This window comes from Klebsiella sp. ZJOU C1 (assembly GCF_035620215.1).
Lineage (GTDB): Bacteria > Pseudomonadota > Gammaproteobacteria > Enterobacterales > Enterobacteriaceae > Klebsiella > Klebsiella variicola.
This window is the reverse complement of the sequence record NZ_CP141644.1, coordinates 3265551-3279036: the sequence shown is the minus strand read 5'-3', so window position 1 is coordinate 3279036 and position 13486 is coordinate 3265551. Positions and strand designations below refer to the sequence as shown.

9 protein-coding genes are annotated in these 13486 nt (G+C 58.7%); 6 read left to right on the top strand and 3 right to left on the bottom strand.

The window, feature by feature from the left end; all coding sequences use genetic code 11:
* Positions 1 to 5: 5 nt before the first annotated feature.
* Positions 6 to 1388 (top strand): YchO/YchP family invasin, encoded by a 1383-nt coding sequence (locus SPE70_RS15775; protein ID WP_012967816.1) that lies wholly within the window; start codon positions 6 to 8, stop codon positions 1386 to 1388.
* On the opposite strand, the gene narL is transcribed toward SPE70_RS15775, so the two are convergent.
* Together narL and narX are read right to left on the bottom strand one after the other, a co-directional pair.
* On the bottom strand, positions 1385 to 2035 hold the full coding sequence (gene narL, locus SPE70_RS15770; RefSeq protein ID WP_002910198.1) for a two-component system response regulator NarL: 651 nt from the start codon (positions 2033 to 2035) through the stop codon (positions 1385 to 1387). The genes SPE70_RS15775 and narL overlap by 4 nt on opposite strands.
* A gap of 10 nt (positions 2036 to 2045) precedes the next feature.
* Positions 2046 to 3824 (bottom strand): nitrate/nitrite two-component system sensor histidine kinase NarX, encoded by a 1779-nt coding sequence (gene narX, locus SPE70_RS15765; RefSeq protein WP_008804401.1) that lies wholly within the window; start codon positions 3822 to 3824, stop codon positions 2046 to 2048.
* A 311-nt stretch (positions 3825 to 4135) separates the two neighbouring features.
* Here narX and SPE70_RS15760 point away from each other — a divergent pair, with 311 nt between their 5' ends.
* The 5 genes from SPE70_RS15760 to narI all read left to right on the top strand — a co-directional run bounded on the left by SPE70_RS15760 (position 4136) and on the right by narI (position 12587).
* Positions 4136 to 5524, top strand: a complete 1389-nt coding sequence (locus SPE70_RS15760; RefSeq protein WP_032733224.1) for a NarK family nitrate/nitrite MFS transporter — start codon at positions 4136 to 4138, stop codon at positions 5522 to 5524.
* 403 nt (positions 5525 to 5927) lie between these two features.
* On the top strand, positions 5928 to 9671 hold the full coding sequence (locus SPE70_RS15755; RefSeq protein WP_064170558.1) for a nitrate reductase subunit alpha: 3744 nt from the start codon (positions 5928 to 5930) through the stop codon (positions 9669 to 9671).
* Positions 9668 to 11203, top strand: a complete 1536-nt coding sequence (gene narH / locus SPE70_RS15750) for a nitrate reductase subunit beta (protein ID WP_002910193.1) — start codon at positions 9668 to 9670, stop codon at positions 11201 to 11203. The genes SPE70_RS15755 and narH overlap by 4 nt, the downstream gene beginning before the upstream one ends.
* A complete protein-coding gene (gene narJ / locus SPE70_RS15745) occupies positions 11200 to 11910 on the top strand; it encodes a nitrate reductase molybdenum cofactor assembly chaperone (protein WP_012541353.1) in 711 nt (236 codons plus the stop codon). Before narH ends, narJ begins: the two co-directional genes overlap by 4 nt.
* Positions 11910 to 12587 (top strand): respiratory nitrate reductase subunit gamma, encoded by a 678-nt coding sequence (gene narI, locus SPE70_RS15740; protein ID WP_002910189.1) that lies wholly within the window; start codon positions 11910 to 11912, stop codon positions 12585 to 12587. Before narJ ends, narI begins: the two co-directional genes overlap by 1 nt.
* Here the strand turns inward: narI and SPE70_RS15735 are convergent.
* On the bottom strand, positions 12584 to 13480 hold the full coding sequence (locus tag SPE70_RS15735) for a DMT family transporter (protein ID WP_012541354.1): 897 nt from the start codon (positions 13478 to 13480) through the stop codon (positions 12584 to 12586). The two genes, narI and SPE70_RS15735, sit on opposite strands and share 4 nt — an antisense overlap.
* Positions 13481 to 13486 lie beyond the last annotated feature (6 nt).

The window sequence follows — 13486 nt, the reverse complement described above, 5'->3', positions numbered from 1 at the left end:
TGTTGATGCCTGTGTCCTTCCGTTTGTTGCCAACGTTGACCTTTCTCCTGCTGCTGCCGGGCGTTCCCGTCTGGGCGCTGACCGCCAGCGACACCACTCGCCCCGCGCCAGCGCAAGATCCGCTGCCCGATATGGGGATTGCTCCCCAGGTCGATGACGACGCCCGGCACTTTGCTGAGGTGGCGAAGAAGTTTGGCGAGGCCAGCATGAGCGATAACGGCCTGACGGCGGGCGAGCAGGCGCAGCTGTTCGCCATCAGTAAAATCGGCAATGAAGTGAGCCATCAGCTGGAGAGCTGGCTCTCGCCGTGGGGCAACGCCAATGTCGACCTGCTGGTCGATAAAGAGGGCAAATTCACCGGCAGTAAAGGGAGCTGGTTCGTGCCGTTGCAGGATAACGACCGTTACCTGACGTGGAACCAGTATTCGGTGACCCGGCGCGAGAACGATCTGGTGGGCAACATCGGGCTTGGTCAGCGCTGGCGGGTCGGTGGCTGGCTGCTGGGCTATAACTCGTTTTACGACAAAGTGTTGAGCGAAAGCCTGGCGCGCGGCAGCGTCGGCGCGGAGGCGTGGGGAGAATATCTTCGCCTGTCGGCAAACTATTACCATCCGCTGGGCGACTGGCAACTGCGCGATAATCAGACTCAGGAGCAGCGGATGGCCGCAGGGTATGACGTCACCGCCCAGGCGCAGCTACCGTTCTACCAGCACATTAATACCAGCGTCAGCGTCGAACAGTACTTCGGCGATAGCGTCGATCTTTTTCACACCGGTACCGGCTACCATAACCCGGTAGCCGTCTCCGTTGGGCTCAATTACACCCCGGTCCCGCTGGTCACCGTTACCGCTAAGCATAAGCAGGGGGAAAATGGTGTCAGCCAGAACAATGTGGGCCTGAAGCTAAACTATCGCTTTGGCGTCCCCCTTAAGCAGCAGCTGGCCGCAGACGAGGTAGCGATCAGCAATTCGCTGCGCGGGAGCCGCTTCGATAGTCCGGAGCGGGATAATCTGCCGGTGGTGGAGTATCGTCAGCGCAAAAATCTGACGGTCTATCTGGCCACGCCGCCCTGGGATCTGCAGTCCGGGGAGACGGTGCAGTTGAAGCTGCAGATCCATAGTCTGCATGGCATCAAGGCGCTGCACTGGCAGGGTGACACCCAGGCCCTCAGCCTGACGCCGCCGGTGGATGCCAGCAGCGCGGATGGCTGGAGCGTGATCATGCCGGTGTGGAACAGTGAACCGGGCGCCGCGAACCGCTGGCGCCTGTCGGTGGTGGTGGAGGATAAACAGGGGCAGCGCGTCTCCTCCAATGAGATCGCTCTGGCGCTGACCGAGCCGCTGGTCAAGTTCACCACGCCTGGCGTCTCCTGGACGGACTCGCCTTAGAAAATTCGCTCCTGGTGGACCCATACCGCGGCTTCCACCCGGGATTTGAGCTTCATTTTCTTCAGCATGTGCTTCACGTGTACTTTGACGGTGCTTTCGGTGATATCCAGGCGACGGGCGATCATTTTGTTCGGTAGTCCCTGGGCGATCAGCTTGAGGATGTCGCGCTCGCGCGGGGTCAACTGGCTGATGTCGCGATCGGAGGTGGCGCGGTTGGCGCGCAGGCTGGCGGCCAGCACCGGGGTTAACGCTTCGCTTAATACCATCTCTCCGGCGGCGGCCTGCTGCAGCGCTTTCAGCAGATCTTCCGGCTCCATATCTTTCAGCAGATAGCCATCGGCGCCGCGCTTCAGGGCGGTGACAACATCCTCTTCATGGTTGGAGACGCTAAAGACCACCACCCGGCCAGAAAGGGATTTCTCACGCAGTTTGTCCAGCGTTTCCAGGCCATTCATGCCCGGCATATTGAGGTCGAGCAGGATCAGGTCCGGATCCAGCGATTCCGCCAGCTCGATACCTTGCGCGCCATTGCTGGCCTCGCCAATCACCTGGATGTCCGGCGCCATGCTGATCAACTGTTTCACGCCGGTGCGCAGCATCGGATGGTCGTCAATGAGAAGGATGGTTGCCCGTTCCTGTTGACTCATGGGGGTCTCCTTATTGGATGGAAAACGTTTTTTCCGGGATAAACGTGACGATCACTTCGGTTCCGCCGGTTTCCCGGCGTCGTACCTGACAGTCACCGCGCAAGCTCTGGGCGCGATCCCGCATAATAATTAAACCGTAATGGTTACTCCGCTCGGCGTGATCCGGCACGCCGCGGCCGTTATCCGCCACCACCAGACGGACCTGATTATCGCGTTGTGACACCGTCACGGTCACTTCCGTCGCGCTGGCATGCTTCAGGGCGTTGCTTAACGCTTCGCGGGCGATCTGCAGCAGGTGAATGGCCTGATGCGACGGTACAAAGCGCGGCGGAAGCTGATAATCAAGCTGTACCGTAAAGCCGAAGTGGGCGCTGTACTCCTGACAGCTGGCCTCCAGCGCCGGGCGCAGTCCCGGCTCGGTCAGCTGCAGGCGGAAGGTGGTTAACAGCTCGCGCAGCTGGGCCCAGGAGGTATTCAGCTCGTTGCGTATCTGCCCCAGCAGCTGGCGGCTCTCCGCCGGTAAGGCGTCGCCCTGCATCTGCAGACAGCTGACCTGCATCTTCATACAGGACAGCGACTGGGCGATGGAGTCGTGCAGCTCGCGGGCGATAGTGGCCCGCTCTTCCATGACGATCAGCTGCTGCTGTTTCTCCTGATGGCGGTCCAGCGCCAGGGTACTGGTCAGTTGTTCCACCAGAGTGTCCACCAGCTGCTGCTGGTCGTGGCTGAGATGGCGGCCAACCGGCAGCGTCGCCAGCAGAATGCCGTACTGATTATGCGCATCCGATAGCCGCCACTTCAGCGTTGTTCCGCCATCCGGCAGCGGCGGCAGATTGCGTGGACAGAGGTAGCAGCCTTTATCATCACACTCATCATCCGAGTGGCAGGTAAACTCCTGGTGATTATCTTCGTCTTCCAGGTCGTAAACCCGTACCTCGATATCGCGCAGCAGCGTCAGCCCCTGCAGGCCATTCAGTACCGGTGAAATCCGCTCGCAGAGCGGGGCGCTGGCATGCAGCCGGCGATTGGCCTGCCATAAGAAAGCAAGGATCTCGTTCTTCTGTTCCAGCCCGGCGGTCTTCTCCTGCACCCGCCGCTCGAGCACCGCGTAGCTTTCCGCCAGCTCTTCCGACATGTTATTCAGCGCCATGCCGAGGGTCGCCATTTCGTTACGCCCGCTGATGTGCGCCCGCTGGGTGAAATCGCGCTGGCTGACCGCCCGCGCCATGCCCAGCAGCTGTTTCCACGGCCGCAGCAGGCGCGCGCGTAACCAGATGATGGTAAAAATCAGCAGCAGTGCCATACCAATGGCGAGAATGCGATGGATCCAGACTACCCGCTCGATACGCTGCTCGGTGGTGTGGTCGAATGCGGTGACCAGCTGGTCGATACGATCGACAAAGTCGGCGACATCCTGGGCCACTTCAGCCTGGTTAACCGCACGCTGCATGCCGGGGGCCAGCGCCTGCTGCCAGTATTGCTGCAGCGCTTTTAACTGTTGTTCCTGGCCGTCGCGGCGGGCGGAATTCTGCAGCTCGGGGCTGAAGACGGTGGCGGTCATGTCCGCCACCAGCTTTTGATCGTTTTCATTCAGCGGGATCGCCGCCAGCAGCCGGTAGCTTTGCATACGCAATGAACCGGCCTTGTTAATCGCGTGGGCGCTGCCCTGGACGCCGTTCACCAGACGCGCGGAGATCGCCATGCCGGCGACGCCAATAATGGTGGCGAGCAGCACGATTAACGCCAGTTGATTGACCAGCGTCAGCGGAGTAAAAAGACGTTTTAACATGGAATGCGTGGCTCCTGACCGGTGATCTCTCCGGGAGTGGCGCTTATTCTCGGCTATCCCCTGGAGTATACCCATACCCCTAAAGAGTTACTCCTTAATTGTCGGTGGTAGGCGCTATTGGGGGTGGGGTTATACGCAACCCGGCAGCCGCGTGAAAAACCACACTTTTTTCCTCACCTTTCTCTACTCACTTCGGAGCATGGTTTATTTTTGCACAAATTAGTGCGCGCTTTTCCTTTGATTTATATCAACTTACCGCCCCGGGCAACCCCTAAGGTAGCGGCAGGAAATATGAATAATCAGAGGTATCTATGAGTCAATCTTCCCTCCCGGAGAAGGCTAACCGCTCGGTCATTACCGACTGGCGCCCTGAAGATCCTGAATTCTGGCAACAGCGCGGTCACCGTGTGGCGAGCCGTAATCTATGGATCTCCGTTCCCTGTCTGTTACTGGCGTTCTGCGTATGGATGTTGTTCAGCGCCGTCGCCGTTAATCTCAACAAAGTGGGCTTTCAGTTTACGACCGATCAGCTGTTTATGCTGACCGCGCTGCCGGCGCTGTCTGGCGCCTTATTGCGCGTGCCTTACGCTTTCATGGTGCCGCTGTTCGGCGGCCGTCGCTGGACGGCGTTCAGCACCGGGATCATGATTATTCCGTGCGTCTGGCTGGGCTTTGCGGTCCAGGATACTTCCACGCCGTTTAGCGTCTTCGTGATTATCTCGCTGCTGTGCGGCTTCGCCGGGGCCAACTTTGCCTCCAGTATGGCTAACATCAGCTTCTTCTTCCCGAAAGCGAAGCAGGGCGGGGCGCTCGGCGTCAATGGCGGCCTTGGTAATATGGGCGTCAGCGTGATGCAGCTGGTCGCGCCGCTGGTGGTGTCGGTCTCAGTGTTTGCCTTTTTTGGCGGGACCGGCAGCGAGCAGCCGGACGGCTCAATGCTGTATCTGGAAAACGCCGCGTGGATCTGGGTACCTTTCCTGATTATTTTCACCCTGGCGGCGTGGTTCTTTATGAACGACCTGTCGGCTTCTAAAGCCTCGCTGAGCGAACAGCTGCCGGTGCTCAAACGCCTGCACCTGTGGATCATGGCGCTGCTCTATCTGGCCACCTTCGGCTCCTTCATCGGATTCTCCGCCGGCTTCGCCATGCTGTCGAAAACCCAGTTCCCGGACGTGCAGATCCTGCACTACGCCTTCTTCGGCCCCTTTATTGGCGCGCTGGCGCGTTCGATGGGCGGGGCGATCTCCGATCGTCTCGGCGGGACTCGCGTGACGCTGGTCAACTTCGTGGTGATGGCTGTCTTCTGCGCGCTGCTGTTCCTGACCCTGCCGACTAACGGCCAGGGCGGCAACTTCATCGCCTTCTTCGCGGTGTTCATGGTGCTGTTCCTGACCGCCGGGCTGGGGAGCGCCTCCACCTTCCAGATGATCTCCGTGATCTTCCGTAAGCTGACCATGGACCGCGTGAAGGCCCAGGGCGGCAGCGAAGCGCAGGCGATGCGCGAGGCGGCGACCGATACTGCGGCGGCGCTGGGCTTTATCTCCGCCATTGGCGCCATCGGCGGCTTCTTTATTCCAAAAGCATTCGGTATCTCGCTGGATCTGACCGGTTCGCCGGCCGGCGCGATGAAAATCTTCCTGATCTTCTATATCGCCTGCGTGATCATCACCTGGGCGGTATACGGCCGTAAGCGTCAGTAATCCGCCGCGTTCATCATGACGTGAAAAGGCGCGCTCCCAGGGCGGCGCCTTTTTTTACATTACTCGTTAGTTACAACATACTAATGGATGATTTGATTCATATTGGCCACAGAGCCGGGAAGGGATGGCTTGCCAGCGAAACGGCTCTACCCCTTAATACCTCCTTTGTTAACAAATCCTTCCATGATGACGGCTTTTTAGGAAAAAGAGCTTATAAAACATAAAATTAAAAAATAGTATCTCATACCACCTTGGTGGTAATTGCAGTTTCCCTCCGCTTTAGCAAGCCAGTCCGGATTGATCGCCATCAATTCTCGCCCTCTTTCATAGCGTTACCTTCGCTGCAAATCCAGCAATGTCGATTTATCAGAGAGCCGTCAGGCTCCATATCAGGAGAAACCCGATGAGTAAATTCCTGGACCGGTTTCGCTACTTCAAACAGAAGGGTGAAACCTTTGCCGATGGGCACGGCCAGCTTCTAAACACCAACCGGGACTGGGAGGATGGATACCGTCAACGTTGGCAGCATGACAAAATTGTGCGTTCCACTCACGGTGTCAACTGCACCGGCTCATGCAGCTGGAAGATTTATGTGAAAAACGGTCTGGTGACCTGGGAAACGCAGCAGACTGACTACCCGCGCACCCGTCCGGACCTGCCGAACCACGAACCACGCGGTTGCCCGCGCGGCGCCAGCTACTCCTGGTATTTGTACAGCGCGAACCGCCTGAAATACCCGCTGATGCGTAAACGTCTGATGAAGATGTGGCGGGAAGCGAAAGTTCAGCATAGCGATCCGGTTGAGGCATGGGCCTCGATTATTGAAGACGCCGACAAAGCCAAAAGCTTTAAACAGGCTCGCGGTCGCGGCGGGTTTGTCCGCTCCTCCTGGCAGGAAGTGAATGAGCTGATTGCCGCCTCCAACGTCTATACCGTCAAAACTTACGGTCCGGACCGCGTGGCCGGTTTCTCGCCGATCCCGGCGATGTCGATGGTTTCCTACGCCTCCGGCGCCCGTTATCTGTCGCTGATTGGCGGCACCTGCCTGAGTTTCTACGACTGGTACTGCGACCTGCCGCCAGCTTCGCCGATGACCTGGGGCGAACAGACCGACGTCCCCGAATCGGCGGACTGGTATAACTCCAGCTACATTATCGCCTGGGGCTCCAACGTGCCGCAGACCCGTACCCCGGATGCCCACTTCTTTACCGAAGTCCGCTACAAAGGCACCAAAACCGTGGCGATCACCCCAGACTACGCCGAAATCGCCAAACTCTGTGATCTGTGGCTGGCGCCGAAGCAGGGTACCGATGCCGCGATGGCGCTGGCGATGGGCCATGTGATGCTGCGCGAGTTCCATCTCGATAAACCGAGCCAGTACTTCACCGATTATGTGCGCCGCTATACCGATATGCCGATGCTGGTGATGCTCGAGGAGCGCGACGGTTATTATGCCGCTGGCCGTACGCTGCGCGCCTCCGACCTCGTGGATTCCCTTGGTCAGGAGAACAATCCGGAATGGAAAACCGTCGCCTTTGACGAGAAGGGCGACATGACCGTACCGAACGGTTCCCTCGGATTCCGCTGGGGCGATAAAGGCAAATGGAACCTCGAACAGCACGACGGTAAAACTGGCGAAGAGATTGAGCTGCGTCTGAGCCTGCTGGGCAGCCATGACGAGGTCGCGAGTGTCGGCTTCCCGTACTTCGGCGGCGAAGGTTCTGAGCACTTCAACAAAGTCGACCTCGAAAATATTCTGCTGCACAAACTGCCGGCCAAACGCCTGCAGTTGGCCGACGGCTCCACCGCTCTGGTGACCACCGTTTACGATCTGACCATGGCCAACTATGGCCTGGAACGCGGTCTGAACGATGAAAACTGCGCCACCGGCTACGATGACATGAAAGCCTACACCCCGGCCTGGGCGGAGAAGATCACCGGCGTCTCCCGCGCGCATATCATCCGCACTGCACGTGAATTTGCCGATAACGCCGATAAGACCCATGGTCGCTCGATGATTATCGTCGGGGCGGGCCTCAACCACTGGTTCCACCTCGACATGAACTACCGCGGCCTGATCAATATGCTGGTCTTCTGCGGCTGCGTCGGTCAGAGCGGCGGCGGTTGGGCGCACTATGTGGGCCAGGAAAAACTGCGTCCGCAGACCGGCTGGCAGCCGCTGGCGTTCGCCCTTGACTGGCAGCGTCCGGCACGTCACATGAACAGTACCTCGTACTTCTATAACCACTCCAGCCAGTGGCGTTATGAAACCGTGACCGCGCAGGAACTGCTGTCGCCGATGGCGGATAAATCCCGTTACAGCGGCCACCTGATCGACTTTAACGTGCGCGCAGAGCGCATGGGCTGGCTGCCGTCTGCGCCGCAGTTAGGGGTGAACCCGCTGCGTATCGCTGATGAAGCGAAAAAAGCCGGCATGACCCCGGTGGATTACACCGTGAAGTCGTTGAAAGAGGGCTCGATTCGCTTTGCGGCCGAGCAGCCGGAAAATGGTAAAAACCACCCGCGTAACCTGTTTATCTGGCGCTCCAACCTGCTGGGCTCCTCCGGTAAAGGCCATGAGTATATGCTCAAGTACCTGCTGGGTACCGAGAACGGCATTCAGGGCAAAGACCTCGGCAAGCAGGGCGGCGTGAAGCCGGAAGAAGTCGAATGGCGGGATAACGGCCTCGACGGCAAACTGGATCTGGTGGTGACCCTCGATTTCCGTCTGTCGAGCACCTGTCTCTACTCCGACATCGTGCTGCCGACCGCCACCTGGTACGAAAAAGACGACATGAATACCTCGGATATGCATCCGTTTATTCACCCGCTGTCGGCCGCCGTTGACCCGGCCTGGGAATCGAAGAGCGACTGGGATATCTATAAAGGTATCGCGAAGAAATTCTCTGAAGTCTGCGTCGGCCACCTCGGCAAAGAAACCGACGTCGTCACGCTGCCGATCCAGCACGACTCCGCCGCGGAAATGGCGCAGCCGCTGGATGTCAAAGACTGGAAAAAAGGCGAATGCGATCTCATCCCGGGGAAAACCGCGCCGCATATTATTCCGGTTGAGCGTGATTACCCGGCGACTTACGAACGTTTCACCTCGATCGGTCCGCTGCTGGAAACCATCGGCAACGGCGGAAAAGGCATCGCCTGGAACACCCAGAGCGAGATGGACCTGCTGCGTAAGCTCAACTACACCAAGGCGGAAGGCCCGGCGAAAGGCCAGCCGAAGCTGGAAACGGCCATCGACGCCGCGGAAATGATCCTCACCCTGGCGCCGGAGACCAACGGTCAGGTGGCGGTGAAGGCGTGGAAAGCGCTGAGCGAGATCACCGGTCGCGAGCACGCGCACCTGGCGCTGAACAAAGAAGACGAGAAGATCCGCTTCCGCGATATTCAGGCGCAGCCGCGGAAGATTATCTCCAGCCCGACCTGGTCTGGCCTGGAAGATGAACATGTCTCCTATAACGCTGGGTATACCAACGTTCACGAGCTGATCCCGTGGCGGACGCTGTCCGGCCGTCAATCGCTGTATCAGGATCATCAGTGGATGCGCGACTTTGGTGAAAGCCTGCTGGTCTATCGTCCGCCGATCGACACCCGTTCGGTGAAAGCGGTGATGGGCGAGAAGTCCAACGGCAACCCGGAGAAGGCGCTGAACTTCCTGACCCCGCACCAGAAATGGGGTATCCACTCGACCTACAGCGATAACCTGCTGATGCTGACCCTGTCGCGCGGCGGGCCGATCGTCTGGATGAGCGAAGCGGATGCGAAAGATCTGGGTATCGAAGATAACGACTGGATCGAAGTGTTTAACGCCAACGGCGCCCTGACGGCGCGTGCGGTGGTGAGCCAGCGTGTACCGGCCGGGATGACCATGATGTATCACGCGCAGGAACGCATCGTGAACCTGCCGGGATCTGAAATCACCGGTCAGCGCGGGGGGATCCACAACTCCGTCACCCGTATTACGCCAAAACCGACCCACATGATCGGCGGCTACGGCCACCTGGCCTATGGCTTTAACTACTACGGTACCGTCGGCTCCAACCGCGATGAGTTTGTAGTGGTACGTAAGATGAAGAACATTAACTGGTTAGACGGCGAAGGCAACGACCAGGTACAGGAGAGCGTAAAATGAAAATTCGTTCACAAGTCGGCATGGTGCTGAATCTCGATAAGTGCATCGGCTGCCATACCTGTTCGGTGACCTGTAAAAACGTCTGGACCAGCCGGGAAGGGATGGAATACGCCTGGTTCAACAACGTGGAGAGCAAACCTGGCGTTGGCTTCCCGAACGACTGGGAAAACCAGGAAAAATGGAAGGGCGGCTGGATCCGCAAAATCAACGGTAAACTGCAGCCGCGCATGGGCAACCGCGCGATGCTGCTGGGTAAAATCTTCGCCAACCCGCATCTGCCGGGGATCGATGATTACTACGAGCCGTTTGATTATGACTACCAGAATCTGCATAACGCGCCGGAAAGCAAACATCAGCCGATCGCCCGCCCGCGCTCGCTGATCACCGGCCAGCGGATGGACAAGATCACCAGCGGTCCGAACTGGGAAGAGATCCTCGGCGGCGAGTTCGAAAAACGCGCCAAAGATCAGAACTTCGACAACATGCAGAAGGCGATGTACGGTCAGTTCGAAAACACCTTCATGATGTATCTGCCGCGCTTGTGCGAGCACTGCCTGAACCCAGCCTGCGTCGCGACCTGCCCGAGCGGCGCCATCTATAAGCGTGAAGAAGACGGCATCGTACTGATCGACCAGGACAAGTGCCGCGGCTGGCGGATGTGTATCACCGGCTGTCCGTACAAGAAGATCTATTTCAACTGGAAGAGCGGGAAATCCGAGAAATGCATCTTCTGCTACCCGCGTATTGAATCCGGAATGCCGACGGTGTGCTCCGAAACCTGCGTGGGCCGTATCCGCTACCTTGGCGTACTGCTGTATGACGCAGATGCGATTGAAAACGCCGCCAGCACCGAGAACGAGAAAGATCTGTATCAGCGCCAGCTGGATGTGTTCCTCGATCCAAACGATCCAAAAGTGATTGAACAGGCGTTAAAAGATGGCGTACCGCAGGGGGTCATTGAGGCTGCGCAGCAGTCGCCGGTCTACAAAATGGCGATGGACTGGAAGCTGGCCCTGCCGCTGCACCCGGAATATCGCACCCTGCCAATGGTCTGGTACGTGCCGCCTCTGTCGCCAATTCAGTCGGCTGCGGACGCTGGCGAATTGGGTAGCAACGGTATTCTGCCGGACGTGGAAAGCCTGCGTATTCCGGTGCAATACCTGGCGAACCTGCTGACCGCAGGCGATACCCAGCCGGTCCTGCTGGCCCTGAAACGCATGCTGGCGATGCGCCACTATAAGCGTGCGGAAACCGTTGACGGCGTCGTCGATACCCGCGCGCTGGAAGAGGTGGGGCTGAGCGAAGCGCAGGCCCAGGAGATGTACCGCTATCTGGCGATCGCTAACTACGAAGATCGTTTCGTGGTGCCGAGCAGCCACCGTGAACAGGCGCGAGAAGCATTTCCGGAGAAAAACGGCTGCGGCTTCAGCTTTGGCGATGGCTGCCACGGCTCGGACAGCCAGTTCAACCTGTTCAACAGCCGTCGCATCGACGCTATCGACGTGACCAGCAAAACGGAGCCGCACGCATGATTGAACTCGTGATTATGTCGCGTCTGCTCGAATACCCTGACGCTGCCTTATGGCAGCATCAGCAGGAGATGTTCGAGGCGCTCGCGTCATCAGAGAAACTCAGCAAAGAGGATGCCCACGCGCTGGGCGTTTTCCTGCGCGATTTAGTGGCTCAGGATCCGCTGGACGCCCAGGCGGCGTATAGCGAATTGTTTGACCGCGGCCGCGCCACCTCGCTGCTGCTGTTTGAACATGTCCACGGCGAATCCCGCGATCGCGGACAGGCGATGGTGGATCTGATGGCGCAGTATGAGCGCCACGGTCTGCTGCTTGACAGCCACGAGCTGCCGGATCATCTGCCGCTGTATCTGGAGTATCTGGCGCAACTGCCGGAAGAGGAAGCGCTCGGCGGCCTGCGGGACGTTGCGCCAATCCTTGGCCTGCTCAGCGCGCGTCTGCAACAGCGCGAGAGCCGCTATGCGGTGTTGTTCGAGCTGCTGTTGAAGCTTGCTAATACTCAGGTCGATAGCCAGAAAGTGGCGGAGAAGATCGCCGACGAGGCCCGCGACGATACACCGCAGGCGCTGGATGCCGTCTGGGAAGAAGAGCAGGTCAAATTCTTTGCCGACCAGGGCTGCGGCGAGTCGGAAATCTCCGCTCACCAGCGCCGTTTTGCCGGAGCCGTGGCCCCGCAATATTTGAATATCTCTAACGGAGGACAGCAATAATGCACTTCCTGAATATGTTCTTCTTTGACATTTATCCGTACATTGCGGGCTCGGTGTTTCTGATCGGCAGCTGGCTGCGCTATGACTATGGCCAGTACACCTGGCGCGCCGCCTCCAGCCAGATGCTGGACCGTAAGGGGATGAACCTGGCGTCGAACCTGTTCCATATCGGCATCCTGGGTATTTTCGCCGGCCACTTCCTCGGCATGCTGACCCCGCACTGGATGTATGAGTCCTTTCTGCCGATCGACGTCAAGCAGAAGATGGCGATGATCGCCGGCGGTGCCTGCGGCGTGATGACCCTGGTGGGCGGGTTACTGCTGCTCAAGCGTCGTCTGCTCAGCCCGCGCGTTCGCGCCACCACCACCGGAGCGGATATTCTGATCCTCTCCTTGCTGATGGTGCAGTGTGCGCTCGGCCTGCTGACGATCCCATTCTCAGCCCAGCATATGGACGGCAGTGAAATGATGAAGCTGGTTGGTTGGGCGCAGTCGGTGGTGACGTTCCACGGCGGCGCGTCACAGCATCTGGATGGCGTGGCATTTATTTTCCGCGTTCATCTGGTGCTGGGCATGACCCTGTTCCTGCTGTTCCCGTTCTCCCGTCTGGTTCATATCTGGAGCGCGCCGGTCGAATACCTGACGCGCAAATACCAGATTGTCCGCGCCCGTCGCTAACTGGCCCGCGACTGCTCACTGACCCCGCCGCGGCGGGGTTTTTTTTCGCCCCAGCCGAGGTTATTCCCTGCGGCGGCAAACAGAATAAGCATCCCGCCAATCAACTGCACAGGGGTCAATGCATGGTGGAAGACCAGGTAGTCGACCACCATTGCCACCAGCGGATAAATAAAGGAGAGCGAACCGGTAATGGGCGTCGGCAGTTTCTGTATCGCGCTATATAAAAGCTGATACATGATCCCGGTATGGACGATGCCGAGGATCAGCAGATAGCGCCAGGGGAAGCTGGCCGTCCATTCGGGGGCATGCACCAGCGGCAGCAGCATCACGACGCCAACGAGCACCTGAATAAAGGCGATATGCTGCGCGGGGAGCGGATGCAATTTGCGCGCGATAATGGCGGTCAGGGCATAGAAGAATGCCGCGCCCAGCGCCAGCAAAACGCCGGTGGTAAGCCCCTCTCCATGCGCAGACGTCAGCTCGCTTGACAACAGGATCACTACGCCGCCAAAGGCCAGCAGTAGCCATCCCCATTTCACGGCGCTGACCCGTTCCCCCAGCACCATCCCCATCAGTACCAGCATAAACGGCTGGGTGTTATAGACCACGGTGGCCATACCGATTGAGATCCGCGAATAGGCGGCAAACAGCAGCAGCCAGTTGACGACCAGCGCCGCGCCGCCAATCACTGCCAGAGCGAGAGTGAAACGCGTTAGCCGGCTGAAGGGCTGGCCGCTTAACACGATAAACACCAGTAAGGTTAGCGCGCCAATCAGGCAGCGCCAGAACACCACATCCATCACCGGCAAACCAGAGAGCAGCACGAACGCGCCGATCGAGCCGGAGATTATCATTGCCAGGCTCATTTGCCAGACGCCGCGGGTAAGTTGCATTTTTCA

What these genes read in the sequence shown, in the direction of transcription:
- SPE70_RS15775 (WP_012967816.1), top strand. Translation starts at nt 6, where the DNA reads ATGCCTGTGTCCTTCCGTTTGTTGCCAACGTTGACCTTTCTCCTGCTG.
- narL (WP_002910198.1), bottom strand. Translation starts at nt 2,035, where the DNA reads ATGAGTCAACAGGAACGGGCAACCATCCTTCTCATTGACGACCATCCG.
- narX (WP_008804401.1), bottom strand. Translation starts at nt 3,824, where the DNA reads ATGTTAAAACGTCTTTTTACTCCGCTGACGCTGGTCAATCAACTGGCG.
- SPE70_RS15760 (WP_032733224.1), top strand. Translation starts at nt 4,136, where the DNA reads ATGAGTCAATCTTCCCTCCCGGAGAAGGCTAACCGCTCGGTCATTACC.
- SPE70_RS15755 (WP_064170558.1), top strand. Translation starts at nt 5,928, where the DNA reads ATGAGTAAATTCCTGGACCGGTTTCGCTACTTCAAACAGAAGGGTGAA.
- narH (WP_002910193.1), top strand. Translation starts at nt 9,668, where the DNA reads ATGAAAATTCGTTCACAAGTCGGCATGGTGCTGAATCTCGATAAGTGC.
- narJ (WP_012541353.1), top strand. Translation starts at nt 11,200, where the DNA reads ATGATTGAACTCGTGATTATGTCGCGTCTGCTCGAATACCCTGACGCT.
- narI (WP_002910189.1), top strand. Translation starts at nt 11,910, where the DNA reads ATGCACTTCCTGAATATGTTCTTCTTTGACATTTATCCGTACATTGCG.
- SPE70_RS15735 (WP_012541354.1), bottom strand. Translation starts at nt 13,480, where the DNA reads ATGCAACTTACCCGCGGCGTCTGGCAAATGAGCCTGGCAATGATAATC.